The organism is Amycolatopsis regifaucium (genome assembly GCF_001613935.1).
Lineage (GTDB): Bacteria > Actinomycetota > Actinomycetes > Mycobacteriales > Pseudonocardiaceae > Amycolatopsis > Amycolatopsis regifaucium.
Window position 1 is genome coordinate 1 of sequence record NZ_LQCI01000049.1, and the last position, 18,590, is coordinate 18,590.

General features: G+C 69.4%; 16 protein-coding genes. 8 read left to right on the forward strand and 8 right to left on the reverse strand.

Annotation, left to right across the window (positions count from 1 at the left end; genetic code table 11):
- Positions 1–77: 77 nt before the first annotated feature.
- Positions 78–1,661, reverse strand: a complete 1,584-nt coding sequence (locus AVL48_RS31925; RefSeq protein WP_061990363.1) for a sodium:solute symporter — start codon at positions 1,659–1,661, stop codon at positions 78–80.
- A 9-nt stretch (positions 1,662–1,670) separates the two neighbouring features.
- Positions 1,671–2,879 carry an anhydro-N-acetylmuramic acid kinase gene (locus AVL48_RS31930; RefSeq protein ID WP_061990361.1) on the reverse strand — a complete coding sequence of 403 codons (1,209 nt, stop codon included), beginning with the start codon at positions 2,877–2,879 and terminating at the stop codon, positions 1,671–1,673.
- Between the two features lie 153 nt (positions 2,880–3,032).
- On the opposite strand from AVL48_RS31930, the gene ftsY reads away from it, so the two are divergent.
- Entirely contained in the window at positions 3,033–4,361 is a 1,329-nt protein-coding gene (gene ftsY, locus AVL48_RS31935; RefSeq protein WP_061990357.1) for a signal recognition particle-docking protein FtsY, read from the forward strand.
- Positions 4,362–4,476: 115 nt separating this feature from the next.
- Here ftsY and AVL48_RS31940 read toward each other — a convergent pair whose 3' ends face one another.
- Positions 4,477–4,812 carry a hypothetical protein gene (locus AVL48_RS31940; protein WP_061990350.1) on the reverse strand — a complete coding sequence of 112 codons (336 nt, stop codon included), beginning with the start codon at positions 4,810–4,812 and terminating at the stop codon, positions 4,477–4,479.
- A 91-nt stretch (positions 4,813–4,903) separates the two neighbouring features.
- Positions 4,904–6,391 (reverse strand): MFS transporter, encoded by a 1,488-nt coding sequence (locus tag AVL48_RS31945; protein ID WP_061990349.1) that lies wholly within the window; start codon positions 6,389–6,391, stop codon positions 4,904–4,906.
- A gap of 108 nt (positions 6,392–6,499) precedes the next feature.
- Between AVL48_RS31945 and AVL48_RS31950 the strand changes: the two genes are divergently transcribed.
- Complete coding sequence (locus AVL48_RS31950; RefSeq protein WP_061990365.1) at positions 6,500–7,225, forward strand: TetR/AcrR family transcriptional regulator; 726 nt, start codon at positions 6,500–6,502, stop codon at positions 7,223–7,225.
- Here the strand turns inward: AVL48_RS31950 and AVL48_RS31955 are convergent.
- On the reverse strand, positions 7,215–7,991 hold the full coding sequence (locus tag AVL48_RS31955; RefSeq protein ID WP_061990348.1) for an IclR family transcriptional regulator: 777 nt from the start codon (positions 7,989–7,991) through the stop codon (positions 7,215–7,217). The two genes, AVL48_RS31950 and AVL48_RS31955, sit on opposite strands and share 11 nt — an antisense overlap.
- 123 nt (positions 7,992–8,114) lie before the next feature.
- Here AVL48_RS31955 and aceB point away from each other — a divergent pair, with 123 nt between their 5' ends.
- Both aceB and AVL48_RS31965 read left to right on the forward strand, forming a co-directional pair.
- On the forward strand, positions 8,115–9,692 hold the full coding sequence (aceB, locus tag AVL48_RS31960; protein ID WP_061990347.1) for a malate synthase A: 1,578 nt from the start codon (positions 8,115–8,117) through the stop codon (positions 9,690–9,692).
- A 4-nt stretch (positions 9,693–9,696) separates the two neighbouring features.
- Positions 9,697–10,893 carry a DUF6986 family protein gene (locus AVL48_RS31965; protein WP_061990346.1) on the forward strand — a complete coding sequence of 399 codons (1,197 nt, stop codon included), beginning with the start codon at positions 9,697–9,699 and terminating at the stop codon, positions 10,891–10,893.
- Positions 10,894–11,047: 154 nt separating this feature from the next.
- On the opposite strand, the gene AVL48_RS31970 is transcribed toward AVL48_RS31965, so the two are convergent.
- From AVL48_RS31970 to AVL48_RS31980, 3 genes are read right to left on the reverse strand one after another with little or no spacing between them, the layout of a single operon-like run.
- Positions 11,048–11,533, reverse strand: coding sequence for a GNAT family N-acetyltransferase (locus AVL48_RS31970; protein ID WP_061984536.1), 486 nt, complete (start codon positions 11,531–11,533; stop codon positions 11,048–11,050).
- A gap of 36 nt (positions 11,534–11,569) precedes the next feature.
- Positions 11,570–12,052 (reverse strand): MarR family winged helix-turn-helix transcriptional regulator, encoded by a 483-nt coding sequence (locus tag AVL48_RS31975; RefSeq protein ID WP_061984533.1) that lies wholly within the window; start codon positions 12,050–12,052, stop codon positions 11,570–11,572.
- A 1-nt stretch (position 12,053) separates the two neighbouring features.
- Positions 12,054–13,475: a PucR family transcriptional regulator gene (locus AVL48_RS31980; RefSeq protein ID WP_061984532.1), complete on the reverse strand. Its 1,422-nt coding sequence runs from the start codon at positions 13,473–13,475 to the stop codon at positions 12,054–12,056.
- 136 nt (positions 13,476–13,611) lie between these two features.
- Here AVL48_RS31980 and AVL48_RS31985 point away from each other — a divergent pair, with 136 nt between their 5' ends.
- The 4 genes from AVL48_RS31985 to pucD are packed head-to-tail and all read left to right on the forward strand — an operon-like array spanning position 13,612 to position 18,582.
- The gene (locus tag AVL48_RS31985) at positions 13,612–14,481 is read left to right on the forward strand and encodes an FAD binding domain-containing protein (protein WP_061984530.1); all 870 of its coding nucleotides are present in this window, start codon (positions 13,612–13,614) and stop codon (positions 14,479–14,481) included.
- Entirely contained in the window at positions 14,472–14,942 is a 471-nt protein-coding gene (locus AVL48_RS31990; RefSeq protein WP_061984528.1) for a (2Fe-2S)-binding protein, read from the forward strand. Before AVL48_RS31985 ends, AVL48_RS31990 begins: the two co-directional genes overlap by 10 nt.
- Positions 14,939–16,288 (forward strand): 8-oxoguanine deaminase, encoded by a 1,350-nt coding sequence (locus AVL48_RS31995; protein WP_061984526.1) that lies wholly within the window; start codon positions 14,939–14,941, stop codon positions 16,286–16,288. The genes AVL48_RS31990 and AVL48_RS31995 overlap by 4 nt, the downstream gene beginning before the upstream one ends.
- Positions 16,285–18,582 (forward strand): xanthine dehydrogenase subunit D, encoded by a 2,298-nt coding sequence (gene pucD / locus AVL48_RS32000; RefSeq protein WP_061984524.1) that lies wholly within the window; start codon positions 16,285–16,287, stop codon positions 18,580–18,582. Before AVL48_RS31995 ends, pucD begins: the two co-directional genes overlap by 4 nt.
- The last annotated feature ends 8 nt before the right edge of the window (positions 18,583–18,590 follow it).

Consider the following 18,590-nt stretch of genomic DNA (forward strand, 5'->3'; position numbering starts at 1 on the left):
CAAAGCCATCCTCACCCTCGAACAAACACGATGAAAAAGGCTCAATGAAGGGGCCTTTCATAGCGTTCGGGGACGAGTTAAACGGGCGTCGACTCCTTCACGTCCGGCTCCGCGAGCGGGTCCTCACTGCGGTGCCGCAGCGAGAGCAGCCCACCCACGACGAGCGTGATCACCACGCCGCACAACGTGTACCAGGGCCACGCCAGCGCCACCTTGGTCCCGGCGGCCCGGCCGAAGTCGATGCCGATCAGGCTGCCGTCCGGTTTGTTGAACTTGACGCCGAGGATGATGAACGCCATCACGATCACCGTCGACACGAACGCGACGATCGCGTCCGCCTGCCTCGCCCGCTTGAACAGCAGGCCCAGCAGGAACGCGCCGAGCAGCGCGCCATAGGTGTAGCCGGTGATGCCGAGCGCCTGCACCACGATCGGGTCGGCCGAGGTCTTGTTGGACGAGGCGAAGAAACCCGCGCACAGGATCAGCGCGCCCGCCCAGACGATCGTCCAGATCCGGCCGTGCTTCAGCCGGTCGGCTTCCGGCAGCTGCCTGCCGATCACCCGTTCGTAGACGTCGGTCACCGTGGACGAGGCCAGCGCGCCGAGTGACGAACTCAGTGCGGCGGCGAGGATCCCGGCGATCACGAAGCCGGACAGACCACTCGGCAGGTCGTTCACGATGAAGTTCGCGAACAGTTCGTCCTTGTTGGCGAGGCCGAGTCCTTCCGGCTTCGGTTTCGTGGGGGCCAGGCCGTTGTACAGCGCCCACAGCAGCACCCCGATGAACAGGAACAGCGCGAACTGGACGAACACCACGAAACCGCTGGCGACCAGCGCCTTCCGTGCGGCGCGCAGGTCGTTGGTCGCCTGCAGGCGCTGCACGATCAGCTGGTCGGAGCCGTGCGACGCCATCGAGAGCACCGCGCCGCCGATCACGGCGGTGAAGAAGGCGTACTGCCCGGTGAGCATGTTCGAGGTGAAGTCGAAGAGCTGGAACTTGTTGGCGTCGACGGCCTTGCCGAACCAGCCGTCCGGCAGCCGCCCGGCGATCACCCAGATGACCACGACCGCGCCGAGGATGTACCAGAGCATCTGGATCGCGTCGACCCAGACGACGGCGCGGACCCCGCCGAAGAAGCTGTAGATCACCATCGCGATGCCGAGCCCGACCACGATGGTCCAGTACGAGACCGTCAGGCCGTAGGCGGCGAGCACCACATTGATCGGGATGGCGGTGGCGAACAGCCGGATGCCGTCGGCCAAGGTGCGGGTGAGCAGGAAGGTCACCGACGCGGTGCCCTGCAACCCGTTGCCGAACCGTTTGCCCAGGAAGGCGTACGCGGTGACGAGGTTGCCCGCGACGTAGCGCGGCAACAGCACCATCGACACCACGATCCGGCCGGCGATGTAGCCGACCGCCAGCGCCAGATAGGTCATCCCGCCTTCGCCCGGGGTGGCGATGTAGGCCACCGTCGGCACGGAAAGCACGGTGAGGGTGGACGTCTCCGCGGAGACCACCGACAGGCAGGCCACCCACCAGGAGATCTTGCCTTCGCCGACGAAGTAGTCGGAGCCGGATTTCTGTTTGCCGCCGATCCAGATGCCCAGCAGGGGCATGCCGACCAGAAAAAGCCCGATGATCGCGAGGTCAAGTGCGCGCATCCGTATCTCCTATCGCTCGCCGGTCGCCGCCGCTACCCGTAGCCGGGTCACGGTTGAGGCATGAGGCGCGGGAAGCCGCAGGGATCCCGCGCCCGGGGTGATGTTGCCGAGAAGCCGGTCGCCACGGGCACCGGTCGCCGACGGGAGGTTCCCCGGGACGCCGGACCAGGTCAGCCAGCCGAGCAGAATGGTCAGGTATGCCTCTTTGCCCGCTCGTGGCAGGCCGTGGTCGTCGCTGGTCTTCAGTGCCGTACCGGGCAGATTCCGGGCGAGCGCGGCCATCAGCGCCGGGTTGTCGGCGCCGCCGCCGGAGACGATCAGCGTCGCGATCGCGTGGCGTCGGCATTCCGCGGCGATCGTCACGGCCGTGAGTTCTGTGAGGGTCGCCAGGAGGTCTTCGGCGCCGACGGGTGGGAGACCATCGAGCGCGGTGTCGAGGTAGGTGCCGTGGAACAGTTCCTTGCCGGTCGACTTCGGCGGCGCGGCCGCGTAGTACGGGTCGAGCAGGAGTTTCGCCAGCAGGTCGGGCCGGATGTCCCCGCGCAGGGCGAGCGCTCCGTCGATGTCGGCACGCCGTCCGGTGGCGCGGTGCGCGACGAGGTCCATCAGGGCGTTGCCGGGCCCGGTGTCGTAGGCGAGGACGTCGCCGTCGGCGGGGACCACGGTGATGTTGGCGATGCCGCCGATGTTCAGTGCGGCGATGGGGCCGGAATCGGCCATCTCCCGGAGCCACAACGCGTCCAGCGTGCTGGCCAGCGGTGCGCCGTGCCCGCCCGCGGCGACGTCGCGCACGCGCAGGTCGGCCACCACGGGTAGCCCGGTGCGCTCGGCGATCCACGCCGGATTCCCCAGTTGCAGCGTGCCGCGCGCGGTGCCGTCCTCGACCCAGTGGAACACGGTCTGTCCCAGTGAGGCGACGACGTCGGCTTCACCACCGGCCAGTTCCTCGATGCCCCGAGCGGCGGCCTCGCCGAAGGCCTGTCCTACCAGGGTGTCGAGTTTTGTCAGCTGCTCGGCGCTGCAGGGATTCGGCGGCAGGGCGGCGAGCAAGGCGTCACGGAGCGGTCCGGGATAAGGGACTTCGAGCTGACCGAGCGGGGCAAGCTCCACAGTGTCCCCGTGGGCGCGCAGTTCGGCGGCCGCCACGTCGATCCCGTCGATCGACGTGCCGGAGATGAGTCCGATCACCCGGACCCCAGTGCCGGAGAAAACCGTCATTCTTCAGTGGTCTAGCCCTCGTTCCGGAGACCGCGCAAGCAGGACTGTTTCTTCTTGTCCGAAATGAGTCCTATCCAGTGGGTGTCTGACGAGATCGGCTGCCTCGCAGTGGGGCGCCTGAGCCGGGCCGGGTGCGGATGCGAAGATGGCGCCGTGTCGAGCTCCCCCTGGTTCTGGATCGTTGTCGTTGCCGTCGTGGTTCTGGTCGCCGTCTTGGTGGCCGGGCTGTTCATCGCGCGCCGCCGCCGGATCAGCCTGGACGAGTCCAAGGCTGCCGAGGCTGTCGAGCGCGCGAAGCCGAAGGGCGGCGGATATGCCGCGACCGGCGGGATCGCCCTCGCTCCAGGCGGTGAGAAGACCGAGGAGCCCGTCGAGCCGGAGCATCCGGTCGAGGAACGTCCCGAGACCGACGGCCAGCCCGCGGTCGGGGACGACGCGTCGGTGCCGAGGGATTCCGCGCAGCGCACGGTGCGCGACGTCGAACTCCCCGAACCCGTGGAGCCTGCCGAGCCCGCCGGGGAGCCCGCACCCGCCCGCGAGGAGATCGCCCCCGCGACCGGTCGGATCGAGCGGCTGCGCGGCCGGCTTTCGAAGTCGCGTTCGGTGTTCGGGCAGAGCCTGCTGGGTCTGCTGGGTGCCGGTGACCTGGACGAGGATTCCTGGCAGGACGTCGAAGACACGCTGCTCATGGCCGACCTGGGTGCCGCGACGACCACCGAGATCGTCGAGCGCCTGCGTGAAGAGCTGAAGCGCCGCGCCGTGCGGACGTCCGAAGAGGCACGCGCGGTTCTGCAAGAGGTCCTCACCGCCGCCCTGTCGACCGACGCGGTCCGCGCCGTCCGCGCGTTGCCGCACACCGTCGACGGGGCGAAGCAGCCCGCCGTCGTCCTGGTCGCCGGTGTCAACGGAACCGGCAAGACCACCACCACCGGCAAGCTCGCCCGGGTGCTCGTCGCGCAGGGGAGCACCGTCGTACTCGGCGCGGCCGACACCTTCCGGGCCGCCGCGGCGGACCAGTTGCAGACCTGGGCCGAGCGCGTGGGCGCGGAGGTCGTGCGCGGCAAGGAAGGCGCGGACCCGGCGGCGGTCGCCTTCGACTCCGTCAAACGCGGCATCGAGGCGGGCGTGGACGCGGTACTGGTCGACACCGCCGGCCGTCTGCACACCAAGACCGGCCTGATGGACGAGCTGGGCAAGGTCAAGCGAGTCGTCGAGAAGCTGGCGAAGGTCGACGAGGTGCTGCTGGTGCTCGACGCCACCACCGGGCAGAACGGGCTGATGCAGGCGCGCGTGTTCTCGGAGGTCATCGACGTCACCGGCATCGTGCTGACCAAACTGGACGGCACCGCGAAGGGCGGCATCGTCTTCCAGTTGCAGCGCGAACTCGGGGTGCCGGTCAAGCTGGTCGGTCTCGGCGAAGGCCCGGACGACCTGGCGCCCTTCGAGCCGGGCGCGTTCGTCGAGGCCCTGCTCGGCAACTAGGACGCACGCAGGCGGGGGAGCAGCACTTCCACCAGGTAGCGGGAGACCTGAAGACGGTGGTCCAGGCAGGGTAAGTACATCCCGGCGCCCCCGCACATCGGGCATCCCGGGTTCCTCAGGCTGACCGACCGAGGAGAGGCGTGCAATGTCGGCGCCACGCCTTGCCAGGGGACAGTTCGAGGATCGACGCCGTGATCCGGTACCTGCCCCGGTTCAGCCGCACGCGGGCGGTTTCCCCCAGCACCATGGGCAAGGTCAGGATGACCGGTGCTTTCGCGCCCCGGTAGTACGGCAAGGTGTACTTCACGGTGATGTCGAGGTCGCTGGTCGCTTCGGCGCCTTGGCCGCTCAGATCGTGCCACTGTGGTTTCCGGCCGCCTGCGGTCACTGCCCGGTCGAGTGCCTTCTCCGCGAGCTTCCGCCCCACCCAGGCGATCACCGGCTCGACCATCTGACTTCCCCCTCGCTCGGCCCCTCTCGAGGTTACGGCGGAGGCCCCTCTCCCGGCTCAGCCGAAAGAGGGGCCTTCACGGACTTCGCCGTCACACGGAGACCGGAGCGTCGGCCGGGGCGGTTTTCTTGTCCTGCATCACCAGGAACGCGACGACCGCCGCGGCCAGCACGCCCACGGCGCTCACGAGGAACGTCGTCGACATCGCCGAGGTGAATGACTCGCGGGCCGCGCTCATCAGGCCACCGTCGCCGGTGGCGAAGGCGTCACCGATTGAAAGCCGCGCCTGCGCCGGAGCGGACTCGGGCATCCGCGAAGTGAACAAGCCGGACACGATGCTGCCGAGGATTGCGATGCCGAGCGCGGCGCCCAGCTGCTGGATCGTGTCGTTGAGCGCGGAGCCGACCCCGGCCTGCTCTTCGGGAACCTCGCCCATCAGCGCCGCGATCGCCGACGGCATCGCCAGTCCGCCACCGGCGCCGAGCAGGAACAGCGCGATCGCGGGCAGCAGGAAACCTTCGCTCGCCGACATCGTCGCGAGCAGGGCGAAGCCGCCGGCCATCACGATCATCCCGAAGGTGGCCAGTGCCCGGTTGCCGATCTTCTGACCCAGCGTGGCGCCCAGAGTGTTGAACAGCAGCGACGCGATGGCCATCGGGATGAACGCCAGACCCGCCTCGGTGGGGGTGTAGCCGAGCACGAACTGCAGGTACTGGGTCAGGAGCAGCAGCAGACCGCCGTTGCCGATCTGCACCAGTGTGAGCGACAGGCTGCCACCGCTGAAGTTGCGCTTGCGGAACAGCTTGAGCGGGACCATCGGCGACGGTGTGTGCCGTTCCCACACCACGAAACCGGCCAGGCTCACCACCGCGATCGCCAGCGGCACGAGCGTCCCGGCCTCGGTGAAGCCGTGCTTGGGCAGCTCGATGATCGTCCAGACCAGCGCGACCATCCCGGTCGCGGACAGGATCGCGCCGAGCGGATCCGGCTTCTGCCACGGACCCTTGGACTCGGGCATCAGCGTGAGCGCGGCGAGCACGGCGATGGCGACGATCGGCACGTTGATCAGGAACACCGCGCCCCACCAGAACCACGCGATCAGCACGCCGCCCAGCACCGGGCCGCCGACCAGGCCTAGCATCGCGACCGCGCTCCACGCCGCCATCGCCTTGCGGCGCTCTTCGTCGTCGAAGACGGTGATCAGGATCGAAAGGGTGCTCGGCATGATTAGAGCGCCGCCGACGCCCATCACCGCGCGGGCCACGATCAGTTCGAGCGGGTCCGCCGCGAACGCGGCGACGAGTGAGGCCGCCCCGAAAAGGGCCAGGCCGATGATCATCACCTTCCGGCGGCCGAAGCGGTCGCCGAGGCTGCCCGAGGTGAGCAGCAGTCCGGCGAACACCAGGATGTAGGAGTCCAGGATCCATTGCGTCTCCTGGGCGCTCGCCCCTAGGTCTTCGGCGAGCGGCGGCACGGCGACGGTCAGCACCATGTTGTCCACGACCAGCACGAGCGTGCTCAAGCACAGCACGATCAGGACCCACCAGCGGCGCGGATCGCGCCCTTCGATCACCTTCATCGGGAAACCCCCAGAGTCGTTCGCGTACATTGTTCCGTTGCTGCGCACACTGTACGCAAACTGCGAGATCGTTCGCAAGGGGGTACGTCGTGCGCTAAAGTGGGCGGTATGCCCACTGAGGAGAAGCCGATTCAGTCGGTGTGGACCCGTCCGCGCCGTAAGCGGGAGCAACCCGCGTTGAGCCAGGCTCAGATCGTCGCCGAGGCCGTCCGGCTCCTGGACGTCGAAGGCGTCGACGCGCTGAGCATGCGCAGGCTCGGCACCGCGCTCAACGCGGGCGCGACCTCGCTGTACCGGCACGTGGCCAACCGTGACGAGTTGATCGAGCTGGTTGTCGACGAGGTCTACGGCGAAATCACCGTGCCGGAAGAGGGCGTTTCGTGGCGCGAGGCGGCCGTCGTCGGGGCGCGGAGTGTGCGCGCGATGATCCTGCGGCACCCGTGGATCGCTGCACTGCTCGGCTCGGTCGGCCTGTCGTACCTGGGGCCGAATGTCATGCGGCTCAACGAGCGGCTGCTGGCCGTCTTCGTGGCCGCGGGCTTCCCTGACGACGAGGCGGATCAGGCGATCAGCGCGGTGATCTCGTACGTCATCGGCATGGGGACCACCGAGGCGGCATGGCTCACGACGGTCGCGAAGAGCGGCCGGAGCGAGCGTGAATGGGCGGAGCATCTGCGTCCCGCCGTCGAGGAGGCGGCGCGGGAGTATCCGCACCAGCGGGAGCGGCTCGTCCGCGACGACGTCGAGGCGGACCCGGAGCAGCTCCGCGACGAGAAGTTCCGTTATGGGCTGGACAGGATGCTCGACGGCTTGGAGACCCGCCTCAAACGGTGACCCCGTCACGCGAAAGGGTCGAACCGAGCGCGGTCGCGATCCGCTGGACGGCGGGAGCGATCCGCTCGACGGCCTCCATCGTGAGCCGTCCTGAGGGTCCGGACACCGAGACCGCCGCCGGCACCGGCGCGCCCGGGACCGCGACGGCGACGCAGCGGACGCCGAGTTCCTGCTCGGCTTCGTCGAGGGCGTAACCCTGCTGGGCGATTTTCGCCAGCTCGCGCAGGAGCGCGTCCTGGTCGGTGAAGGTGTGCTCGGTGTAGGAGGGCATGCCGGTCCGCGAGAGCAGGGCCGTGACGTCCTTGGGCGGCAGATGCGCGAGCATCGCCTTCCCCACGCCGGTGCCGTGCGGCAGGAGCCGACGTCCGACCTCGGTGAACATCCGCATCGAGTGCTTCGACGGCACCTGGGCGACGTAGACCACCTCGTCCCGCTCCAGCACCGCGAGGTTCGCCGTCTCGCCGACCTCCTCGACGAGTTCCGCGAGCAGCGGCCGCGCCCACGAACCGAACTGCATGCTGGCGTTCTCACCCAGCCGGATGAGCCGGGCGCCCAGCGCGTACCGGCGGTTGGTGTTCTGCCGGACGTAACCCAGATCCAGCAGTGTCCTGATCAGCCGGTGGATGGTCGGCATCGGCAGCCCGGACAGGGTGGCCAGCTCCGAAAGACTGGCCTCGCCTCCGGTGTCCGCGAGATGCTCGAGGAGCTCGAAGGCCCGCTGAAGTGACTGGACGCCGCCATCGCGTCCGTTCTTCTCCGCTGCCACCGTGGCACTCCTTACGTCGGCGTTGAGGTTCCGCTATGCAGAAACTATAGTCCGTCATGTAAAACCGTAGGGACGTCTTGCTTGTAGGAATGTCACTGTTTATCCGAACTCGGGGTGTTACTCATGTCTGAAGCTCAGGTGCTCGGCGATCCGGTCGAGCGCGGGAACGAAATCCTCACGCCGGAGGCCCTCGCCTTCCTCGCCGGCCTGCACGAGGCCTTCGCCGCCCGCCGCGACGAGCTGCTGCAGGCCAGGAGCAAGCGCCGCGAGGAGGCCAGGACCACCGGCAAGCTCGATTTCCTGCCCGAGACCAAGGAGATCCGCGAGGGCGACTGGAAGGTGGCCGAGGCCCCGCCCGCCCTGCGTGACCGCCGCGTCGAGATCACCGGTCCGACCGACCGCAAGATGACCATCAACGCGCTGAACTCCGGCGCCAAGGTCTGGCTCGCCGACCTCGAGGACGCCAACACGCCGCACTGGGCGAACGTCATCTCCGGCCAGGTCAACCTGTACGACGCCGTCCGCGAGACCATCACGCTGGAGAGCGGCGGCAAGAGCTACGCGCTGAAGGACGACGTCGAGCACGCGACCATCGTCGTCCGCCCGCGCGGCTGGCACCTCGACGAGCGGGGCCTGTCCTTCGGCGGGCGTCAGGCCGTCGGCGCGCTGGTCGACTTCGGTCTGCACTTCTTCCACAACGCGCGGGAACTGCTGAACCGCGGCAAGGGCCCCTACTTCTACCTGCCGAAGATGGAGAGCCACCTCGAAGCCCGGCTCTGGAACGACGTCTTCACCCACGCGGAGAAGACCCTCGGCATCGAACACGGCACCGTCCGCGCGACCGTGCTGATCGAGACCATCCCGGCCGCGTTCGAGATGGAGGAGATCCTCTACGAACTGCGCGAGCACGCCTCCGGCCTCAACGCCGGCCGCTGGGACTACCTGTTCAGCGTGATCAAGTACTTCCGCGACGCGGGCGAGAAGTTCGTCCTGCCGGACCGCAACTCGGTCACCATGACCGCGCCGTTCATGCGCGCCTACACCGAACTGCTGGTGCGCACCTGCCACAAGCGCGGCGCGTTCGCGATCGGCGGCATGGCCGCGTTCATCCCGAACCGCAAGGACCCGGAAGTCACCGCCGCGGCGCTCGACAAGGTCCGCGCCGACAAGAGCCGTGAGGCCGGCGACGGCTTCGACGGTTCCTGGGTCGCGCACCCGGGCATGGTCGACATCTGCCGCGAGGAGTTCGACAAGGTCCTCGGCGACAAGCCGAACCAGCTCGACCGGACCCGCGACGAGGTGTCGGTGACCGCCGAGCAGCTGCTCGACGCCGCTTCGACGCCCGGGAGCGCCACCGCCGCCGGTCTGCGGGCCGCGGTCGACGTCGGTATCCGCTACATCGCCTCCTGGCTGAGCGGGAACGGCGCGGCGGCGATCCACAACCTGATGGAGGACGCGGCCACCGCCGAGATCTCGCGTTCGCAGGTGTGGCAGTGGGTGCGCAACGGCACGTGGCTCGACACCGGCGACAAGGTGACCGAGGAGTTGGTGCGTGGTGTGCTGACCGACGTCCGCGGCGAACTGGCCGCCGAGATCAAGGCGGAGCTGCTGGAGCCTGCCGTCGAGCTGTTCGAGCAGGTCGCGCTCGCCGACGAGTTCCCGGACTTCCTGACGCTGCCCGCCTACGAGCGGATCAAGTAGCGCGATGGGGAACGGGCGGCTCACCGAGGACGTCTACACCGCCGCCGACGCGCGCCTCGCCGAGGCCGACGCGCGCGTCGCGGCCAAATACCCTGGTGAGCCGCCTGGCCGCCAGCCCGTGCACACCGTGTACGTGCCCGCGTCGCGGTACAAGACGCGGCTGGTGGCGGATTGGGGAAAACAGGCACTGCGGGTCTTCGGCGAACACGCCGATCAGCTGGGCCTGGACGCGGAGGTCGCCGACCGTGTCCGTACCAAACTCCTCACCGAGCCGATCGAGGATCTGCGGATCGACTTCGAGGACGGCTACGGCAAACCCGGCGACGCCGAGGAGGACGCCACCGCGCTCGCCGCGGGGCGGACGCTGGCCATCACGGGCGGGACCCCGTTCGTCGGCATCCGGTTCAAGAGCTTCGAACAGGCGACCCGGCGTCGTGGCATCCGCACACTGGACCTGTTCTTGGCCGGGCTGCTGGAAAGCGGGCCGTTGCCGGAAGGTTTCGTCGTCACGCTGCCGAAGGTGACCGCGGTCGAGCAGGTCGAGGTCGCGGCGGATGTCCTGGAGCGCCTGGAATCCGCGTACGGGCTGGCCGACGGCACCCTGCGGTTCGAGGTCCAGATCGAGACCGCCCAGTCCATTGTGGACGTCGATGGCACGGTCGCGGTGCCGCGGATCATCGAAGCCGCCCGCGGCCGGTGCTCGGGACTGCACTACGGGACCTACGACTACAGCGCCGGTCTCGGGATCAGCGCCGAGTACCAGAGCATGGAACATCCGGCCGCCGATTTCGCCAAGCAGCTCATGCAGGTTTCGGCGGCGGGCACCGGTGTCCGGCTTTCCGACGGCTCGACGAACAAACTGCCCGTCGGAGACGGGATCCTCCCGGCCTGGCGCGAACATCTCCGCCTGGTGCGGCGTTCCCTGGAGCGCGGGTTCTACCAGGGCTGGGATCTGCATCCGCATCAGCTGCCGACCCGTTTCGCCGCGACCTACGCCTTCTTCCGGCAGGGTTTCCCGGCGGCTTTGGCGCGGTTGCGGGATTACGCGGACCAGACCGGGCGCGGGGTGCTGGACGAGCCCGCGACGGCGCAGGCCTTGGCGAGTTTCCTGCTGCGAGGACTGGATTGTGGCGCGGTGGACGAAGGGGAGCTTTCGTTCTCGAGGTCCGAATTGGACGGTTACGCGCGACGGATTCCGTAATCGTGAGTGGCGATTCGGGTCTTGCTCGCGTGAAGTACATGATGGCCCCCTTCCTTGCGCTAGGCGCAAGGAAGGGGGCCATCATGTACTACCTGAACGACCTCGGCCAGACCCCGAATCGCCACTCACGACCCCGTGGTCACCTGCTTGCGGCTCAGCCCACCGCTTTCGCATAACGCTGACACGCGACCGTGATCTCCCCATCGGTGCCCGGCGGCTGATGTGCGAACCGGCCCTCGTCGACCCATCCGCACCGTTCGTAAAAGCGCCGCGCCCGCGCGTTCCCCGGCACCACGGCGAGCCACGCGCGGGAATGCCCGCCCGCGCTCACGCGCCGTTCCGCCTCGGCGAGCAAGGCCGGCGCCACCCCGCTCCCGCGATGAGCCGACGAAACGTAGACCTGCTCGACCTCGTCCGCGACGACCATCACGAAGCCGGCGACTTCGTCCTCGACCAAGGCGATCGCCGTATCGGCGACGCGTTTGCCGGCGCGATCCCAGAACGACTCCCGGGTCCGGGCCCACACGAGCGCGCCGGGCACGTTGCCGAGGTGTCCGTCCCGCCAGCCGTGGTACCAGATCTCCGCGACGGCGTCGGCGTCGTCCGGGGTCGCCGGGCGGATCACCACAGAAGTAGGCATGACGGGAGTTTAAACAGCCACGGAACGTAGGAAACCCTAGCGGAGCCGGGGGAGCGCGTCGCGCGCGAAATGGCTCAGTGTCCGCAGGTCCTGCGTGAACTGTTCGCGGTGGTCGGCGGGCAACGGGTCGAGGAAGAGCCGCTGGATGTTCTCGACGTGGATCCGCGCCGCCCGCACGGTCATCTTCTCGCCTTCGCTCGTCAGCCGGACGAGTTGTACGCGGCGGTCGTCGGGATCGGAGGCGCGCACGACCAGGCCGAGCGTCGTCATCCGGTCGACCAGCCGCGTCGCGCCGCCGGTGGTCAGCACCTGCTCCTGCGCGATCGCGCGCATGCTCATCCCGGCCTCGCCCTTCCGGCCGACGATCAGGAGGACCTCGAACATCAGATGCGTGATGCCGCATTCGGTCTCCAGCGCGCGGCCGAGCAGGTATTCGAGCCGGTTCGCCGCGCCCATCATCCGCCCGAACGCGACCACCCGCGGGTCGTAGGCGGCTTCCTTCGCCGTGGTGATGCCCATTTCAGCTCCCTGCCGACAAGGCCAGATAGACGTCCAGCTGCTCGGTGAACTCGGTCAGATCGACGCCGAGCAGTTCGCTCGCCCGTCCGATCCGGTACCGCAAGGTGTTGACGTGGACGTGCAGGGTCCGCGCCGCTCGCGTCGGCGAGCCGGAGCACTCGAGGAAGACGCGCAGGGTGTGCACCAGATCCGTGCCCTGTTCGGCGTCGTAGCTCAGCAGCGGGCCCAGTACCCGTCGCCGCAACGCCGCCCGCAGGTCGTCGGACGCGCCCGCCAGCAGCAGCCGGTGCATGCCGATCTCGCCGCCGGGGACGACCTCGACCGCGCCCGCCCGCTCCGCCGCCACTGCCAGCGCGTAGCGCGCGACCTCTTTCGCGCCTCGCAGCGCGGAAACCGGGGAGCGGTCACTGATCCCGATGAGCACACGACGGCACGGCAGCAGCGATTCCACGCCCACCAAGGCCGCGGTGACGGTGGCAGGCCAGTCGTCCGGCCACTCGCCGTCGTCCTCGGCCACCGCCCAGGTCGTTTCGCCGGCGGGGCCGACGAGGGCGCCGGGCGGCAGCAACTCGGTCAGGATCCCGCGCGCCGCTTCGGATCCCTCGGCACGGGCGACGACGACACGCAGATCGCCGCGCAGCCCGGTCGCGGTCAGGGCCGCGTGCGGATCGCTCCCCTCGTCGAGGGCGGCCAGCAGCGGTTCGACCACCCGGTCGGTGACCGCGCGGACCTCGTCCGCCCGGGTGCGCGCGAGCCCGATCAGCCCGGCGAGTTCTTCCGCGATCTCCGCCTGAGCGGCGGTGAGCCTGCCGCCGATCGCGAGCAGCCACGGCACCGCGTGCCGTCCGCCGACCGGCCGGATGGAGACGTCGTCGGCTTCCAGCGAGCGTCCGCCCGCGGCGACGAACCGGCGCACCAGTTCGTCCGGCGCGGTCGCGGGGACCACCCGGCAGGGGAGGCCGAGTTCCGCGCGGGCCCGGTCCAGCAGCGTCTCCATCGGCACGTCTTCGGTCGCCGCTGAAAGCAAACGTTTGCGCGCGCCTTCCGCGGCGGCTGCCAAGGCCAACACGACCCGTTCGGTGACGACCGAGAACGACAGATCCGCCGGCACCTCCAGCAACGGGATCCGGTGTCGCGTACAGGCCTCGACGAGGTCTTCGGGAATGCCGTCGGAGTCCGCGCCGGAGGCCGCCAGGCCCGCCGCGCCCGCCTTCGCCAGCGCGGCGACGAAGGCCTCGGAATCGCCGGGCCCGCGCCACCACAGCAACCCGCTCAGCACGAGTTCGCCCGCCGACACGTACCGACCGGGATCGGGCAGTTCGGTGACGTAGATCCGGGACACCGGACGGTCGAGCAGGGCCGCCCCGGCGCGAACGCGCAAGCGCAACCCGGGTAGCGAGAGCAGAGTTTTCACGGTCGTCATCAGGTTTGTAGGAAACCACAAATCGACCGGCAGGTGCTGGGGAGATTTCATGCTTCGGCACCGTTGCCGCCGTACGGGCGGAGGGCGTCTACTGAGTCAGCCGTCACAGCCCGCCGCCGAACCGAGGAGCCCGAGAGTGGATTTCCTGCGCCCCAGCTCGCTGACCGAGGCGCTCGCCGTCAAGGCCGAGCGGCCCGACGCGGTGCCCATCGCGGGCGGCACGGACGTCATGGTGGAGCTCAATTTCGACCACCGCCGCCCCGGCGCGCTGCTCGACCTCAACCGCGTCGCCGAACTCGCCGAATGGACCGAGACCGACGGCAAGATCCGGCTCGGCGCCTCGGTGCCCTACGTCCGGGTGATCGCTGAGCTGGGTGAAGTCCTGCCGGCGCTGGCGATGGCCTCTCGCACCGTCGGCTCGCCGCAGATCCGCAACCGCGGCACCGTCGGCGGCAATCTCGGTGCCGCGTCGCCCGCCGGCGACACCCATCCCGTGCTGCTCGTGCTCGGCGCCGAAGTCGAGGTTGCTTCCGTACGCGGGACACGGCTGATCCCGGCCGAGGAGTTCTACCTCGGCGTCAAGCGCAACGCCCTGGAATCCGACGAGCTGATCACCGCGGTGCACCTGCCCGCCGAGGTCGGCCCGCAGCAGTTCGCGAAGGTCGGGACGCGCAACGCGATGGTCATCGCGGTCTGCTCGTTCGCGCTGGCCCTGCACCTCGGCACCCGCGAGGTCCGCGCGGCGGTCGGCTCGGCGGCGCCGACCCCGCGCCGGGCGACCGCGGCCGAAGAGTTCCTCTCCGCCGAACTTCCCTGGTCCACCAAGGCGTCCGTCGCCGACTCGGTCAAACGCCGGTTCGGCGAGCTGGTCGCACAGGCATCGTCGCCGATCGACGACGTCCGCGGCAGCGCCGACTACCGCAAGCACGCGTTGTCCGTCCTGGCCCGGCGGACGCTGACCTGGGCGTGGAACGACTTCCAGAAGGGTGAACGCGAGTGCGCGTGAACGTGACGATCAACGGCGAATCCCGGCAGGCCGACGACGTCTGGGAAGGGGAGAGCCTGCTCTACGTGCTCCGTGAGCGGCTCGGTCTCCCGGGCTCCAAGAATGCCTGTGAACAGGGTGAATGCGGTTCCTGCACGGTGTACCTGGACGAGGTTCCGGTGTGCTCGTGCCTGGTCGCGGCCGGTCAGGTCGAGGGCCGCGAGGTGCGCACCGTGGAAGGACTCGCCGACGGCGACGAGCTCGACCCGGTCCAGCAGTCCTTTGTGGACACGGGCGCCGTCCAATGTGGCTTCTGCACCCCCGGCCTCGTCGTGGCCGCGCACGATCTGCTCAACCGCGTCGGCAAGCCGAGCGACGAGGAGATTCGCGAGGCGCTGGCGGGGAACCTGTGCCGGTGTACCGGATACGAGAAGATCCTCGACGCCGTCCGGTTGGCCGCGACCAGGGGAGAGACCACGTGAAGACCGTCATCGAGAACGCCGCCATCGCCACGGTCGATCGCGCGGGCACCGAGCACGCCTCGGGCCACGTCGTCATCGAAAACGACCGCATCGCGGCGGTCGGCGGTGGCAGGGCACCCGAAGGCGATTACGACGAACGGATCGACGGCTCCGGGTGCCTGGTGACGCCGGGCCTGATCAACACCCACCATCACCTCTATCAGTGGGCCACGCGCGGTCTCGCCGCCGACCACACGCTGTTCGAATGGCTCGTCGAGCTCTACCCGATCTGGAGCAGGCTCGACGCCGACATCACGCACGCGGCGGCCACGGCGGGACTCACCCGGCTCGCCACCACCGGCTGCACCACGGTCGCCGACCACCACTACGTCTTCCCGCGTGACGGCGGCGACCAGGTGGAAGCCCTCGCCGCCGCCCGGATCCGCGTCGGCGTACGACTGCACGTCGTCCGCGGCTCGATGGACCGCGGCGAGTCGCAGGGCGGGCTCCCGCCGGACAACCTCGTCGAGGAGACCGAGGCCGCGCTGCTCGGCACCGAGGCCGCGATCAACCGGTTCCACGACGATTCCGCCGGAGCGCATCTGCAGATCGCGGCCGGGCCGTGTTCGCCGTTCTCGGTGAGCGAGCGGCTGATGACCGGCGCGGCGGAACTCGCGCGGCGCAAGGGAGTCCGGCTGCACACCCATCTCGCCGAGACGATCGACGAGGAGAAGCAGTGCCTCGCGGAGGCAGGCTGCACACCCGCCGAGTACGCCGACAAACTCGGCTGGCTCGGCGACGACGTCTGGCTCGCGCACTCGATCCACCTCGCCCCGGAAGCGATCCGGCGGATGGGCGCCACGGGTACCGGAGCGGCGCATTGCCCGACGTCCAACGGGCGGATCGGCGCCGGAATCGCGCCGGTCCGGCAGCTGCTCGACGCCGGCGTGCCGGTCGGCCTGGGCGCCGACGGCGCCGCGTCCAACGAATCCGGCGGGCTGGGCGAGGAACTGCACCAGTCGCTGCTGCAGGCACGCCAGCGCGGCGGGCCGCGGGCCCTGACCACGCGTGAGGCGTTGTGGATGGGCACGATGGGTGGCGCACGGTGCCTGGGCCGGGCCAAGGAGCTGGGCTCGATCGAGGTCGGCAAGCTCGCCGACCTCGCGGTCTGGGATCTGAACGGGCTGAACTACGCCGGGATCACCGATCCGGTCGCCGCCCTGGTGCTCGGCACGACCCCGCCGATCGCGCGGCTGTTCGTCGGCGGCGCGACCGTGGTGACCGACGGGACGCTGCGCGAGGAATCCGAAGACGAGATCGCCCGCGAGCTGGCCGTGGCCGCCGCCCGGCTAAGGGAGACGGTATGACCTCGACTGAAACGTCCAAGCAGACCACCACCGCGACCGGTACCGCCAACGGCGTCGGCGCGAGCCCCCGGCGTCCCGACGGCACGGTCAAGGTGCGCGGTGAATTCGCCTACTCCTCGGACCTCTGGCACGAGGACATGTTGTGGGGCGCCACCCTGCGCAGCCCGCATCCGTACGCGCGGATCACCGGCATCGACCTCACCGGGGCCCTCGCGGTGCAAGGGGTTTACGCGGTGCTGACGCACGAAGACGTGCCCGGGCTGAACAAGTACGGCCTGGAACACTCCGACCAGCCGGTGCTGGCCGTCGACGTCGTGCGCTACGAGGGCGAGCCGGTGGCGCTCGTCGCGGCGGATCATCCCGAAACCGCGCGGCGCGCGATGAAGCGGATCAAGGTCTCCTACGAGGTCCTCGAACCGGTGACGGATTCCGAGAAAGCCGCCGCGGGCGAGGGCGCCGAGCTGCACCCGGGCGGGAACGTCGTGCGGCACGCCAAGATCCGCCACGGCGACCAATCCGTCACGGCCGACGTCGTGGTGTCCGGGGTGTACGAGGTCGGCATGCAGGACCAGGCCTTCCTCGGTCCCGAGTCGGGCATGGCGATCCCGGACACCGAAGGCGGTGTCGACCTTTACGTGGCCACGCAATGGCTTCACGTCGACCAGCAGCAGATCGTCGCCGCGCTGGGCCTGCCCAAGGACAAGGTACGGCTGACGCTCGGCGGCGTCGGCGGCGCGTTCGGCGGCCGCGAGGACCTCTCGATCCAGGTCCACGCGTGTCTGCTCGCGTTGCACACCGGCAAGCCGGTCAAGATGGTCTACAACCGCGAGGAATCCTTCTACGGTCACGTGCACCGCCACCCCGCGAAGATGTACTACGAGCACGGCGCGGACAAGGACGGCCGGCTCGTCTATGTGAAGGCGAAGTTGTACCTGGACGGCGGCGCGTACGCCTCGTCCACCGGCGCGGTGGTCGCGAACGCCGCCACCCTCGGCGTCGGTCCGTACAATGTGGACAGTGCATCGGTCGACTGCTGGGGCGTGTACACCAACAACCCGCCCTGTGGGGCGATGCGCGGCTTCGGCGCGGTGCAGGCGGCGTTCGCCTACGAGTCCCAGATGGACAAACTCGCCGAGGCCTGCGGTATCGACCCGGTCGACATCCGGATCCGCAACGCGATGGCCGAAGGCAGCGTCATGCCGACCGGCCAGGTGGTCGATTCGGCCGCGCCGGTCGCCGAACTGCTGGAACGCCTGCGCGCGAAACCGCTTCCTGTCCAGGACAGGGATCTCGACCTGCGCCGGATGCCCGGCGGCGTCTCCAACACCACACACGGTGAGGGCGTCGTCCGCGGGGTCGGCTACGCCGTCGGAATCAAGAACATCTGCTTCTCCGAGGGATTCGACGACTACTCGACGGCCCGCGTGCGGCTGCAGCTCGTCGGCGGCGAACCCGCGGCGACCGTGCACACCGCGGCCTGCGAGGTCGGCCAGGGTCTGGTGACGATCATGCAGCAGATCGTGCGCACCGAACTCGGCATCGAGCAGGTGACGATCCTGCCGATGGACACCACCATCGGCAACGGCGGCTCGACGTCGGCCTCCCGGCAGAGCTACGTCACCGGCGGCGCCGTCCAGGCCGCGTGCGTCGCGGTGCGGTCGGGGCTGCACAAGCAGCTCGCGGGCAAGCTCGCCGCGGACGGGAAGCTGAACGTCGTCGGGAACAAGGTCGTCTCGGCGGACGGCCGGGTACTGGCGGACCTCGCCGACGTCCTCGGTGACGAGGTCTTCGACGAGACCGTCGAATGGCGGCACCGCCCGACCGTGCCGATCGATCCCGAAACGGGGCAAGGCGACGCGCATGTCCAGTACGGCTTCGCGGCGCACCGCGCGGTCGTCGACGTCGACACCGAACTCGGGCTGATCAAGGTCGTCGCGCTCGACTGCGCGCAGGACGTCGGAAAAGCCCTCAACCCGCAGGCGGTACTCGGCCAGATCCAGGGCGGGTCCGCGCAGGGCCTCGGCCTCGCGGTGATGGAGGAGATCCAGACCGTCGACGGGAAGATCCGCAACCCGTCCTTCACCGACTACCTCATCCCGACCGTGCTGGACATGCCGCCGATGGACATCGACGTCCTGGAACGGCCGGACCCCAACGCGCCGTATGGTCTGCGCGGGGTCGGTGAACCGCCGACGATCTCGTCCACCCCGGCGATCGTCGCGGCCATCCGCGCGGCCACCGGGCTGGCGCTCACCCGGGTCCCGGTACGCCCCGAACACCTCACCGGCACCTGAGCACCACC

Coding starts and splice junctions, on each gene's coding strand:
- AVL48_RS31925 (WP_061990363.1), bottom strand. CDS start 1,661: ATGCGCGCACTTGACCTCGCGATCATCGGGCTTTTTCTGGTCGGCATG.
- AVL48_RS31930 (WP_061990361.1), bottom strand. CDS start 2,879: ATGACGGTTTTCTCCGGCACTGGGGTCCGGGTGATCGGACTCATCTCC.
- AVL48_RS31940 (WP_061990350.1), bottom strand. CDS start 4,812: ATGGTCGAGCCGGTGATCGCCTGGGTGGGGCGGAAGCTCGCGGAGAAG.
- AVL48_RS31945 (WP_061990349.1), bottom strand. CDS start 6,391: ATGAAGGTGATCGAAGGGCGCGATCCGCGCCGCTGGTGGGTCCTGATC.
- AVL48_RS31950 (WP_061990365.1), top strand. CDS start 6,500: ATGCCCACTGAGGAGAAGCCGATTCAGTCGGTGTGGACCCGTCCGCGC.
- aceB (WP_061990347.1), top strand. CDS start 8,115: ATGTCTGAAGCTCAGGTGCTCGGCGATCCGGTCGAGCGCGGGAACGAA.
- AVL48_RS31965 (WP_061990346.1), top strand. CDS start 9,697: ATGGGGAACGGGCGGCTCACCGAGGACGTCTACACCGCCGCCGACGCG.
- AVL48_RS31970 (WP_061984536.1), bottom strand. CDS start 11,533: ATGCCTACTTCTGTGGTGATCCGCCCGGCGACCCCGGACGACGCCGAC.
- AVL48_RS31975 (WP_061984533.1), bottom strand. CDS start 12,052: ATGGGCATCACCACGGCGAAGGAAGCCGCCTACGACCCGCGGGTGGTC.
- AVL48_RS31980 (WP_061984532.1), bottom strand. CDS start 13,475: ATGACGACCGTGAAAACTCTGCTCTCGCTACCCGGGTTGCGCTTGCGC.
- pucD (WP_061984524.1), top strand. CDS start 16,285: ATGACCTCGACTGAAACGTCCAAGCAGACCACCACCGCGACCGGTACC.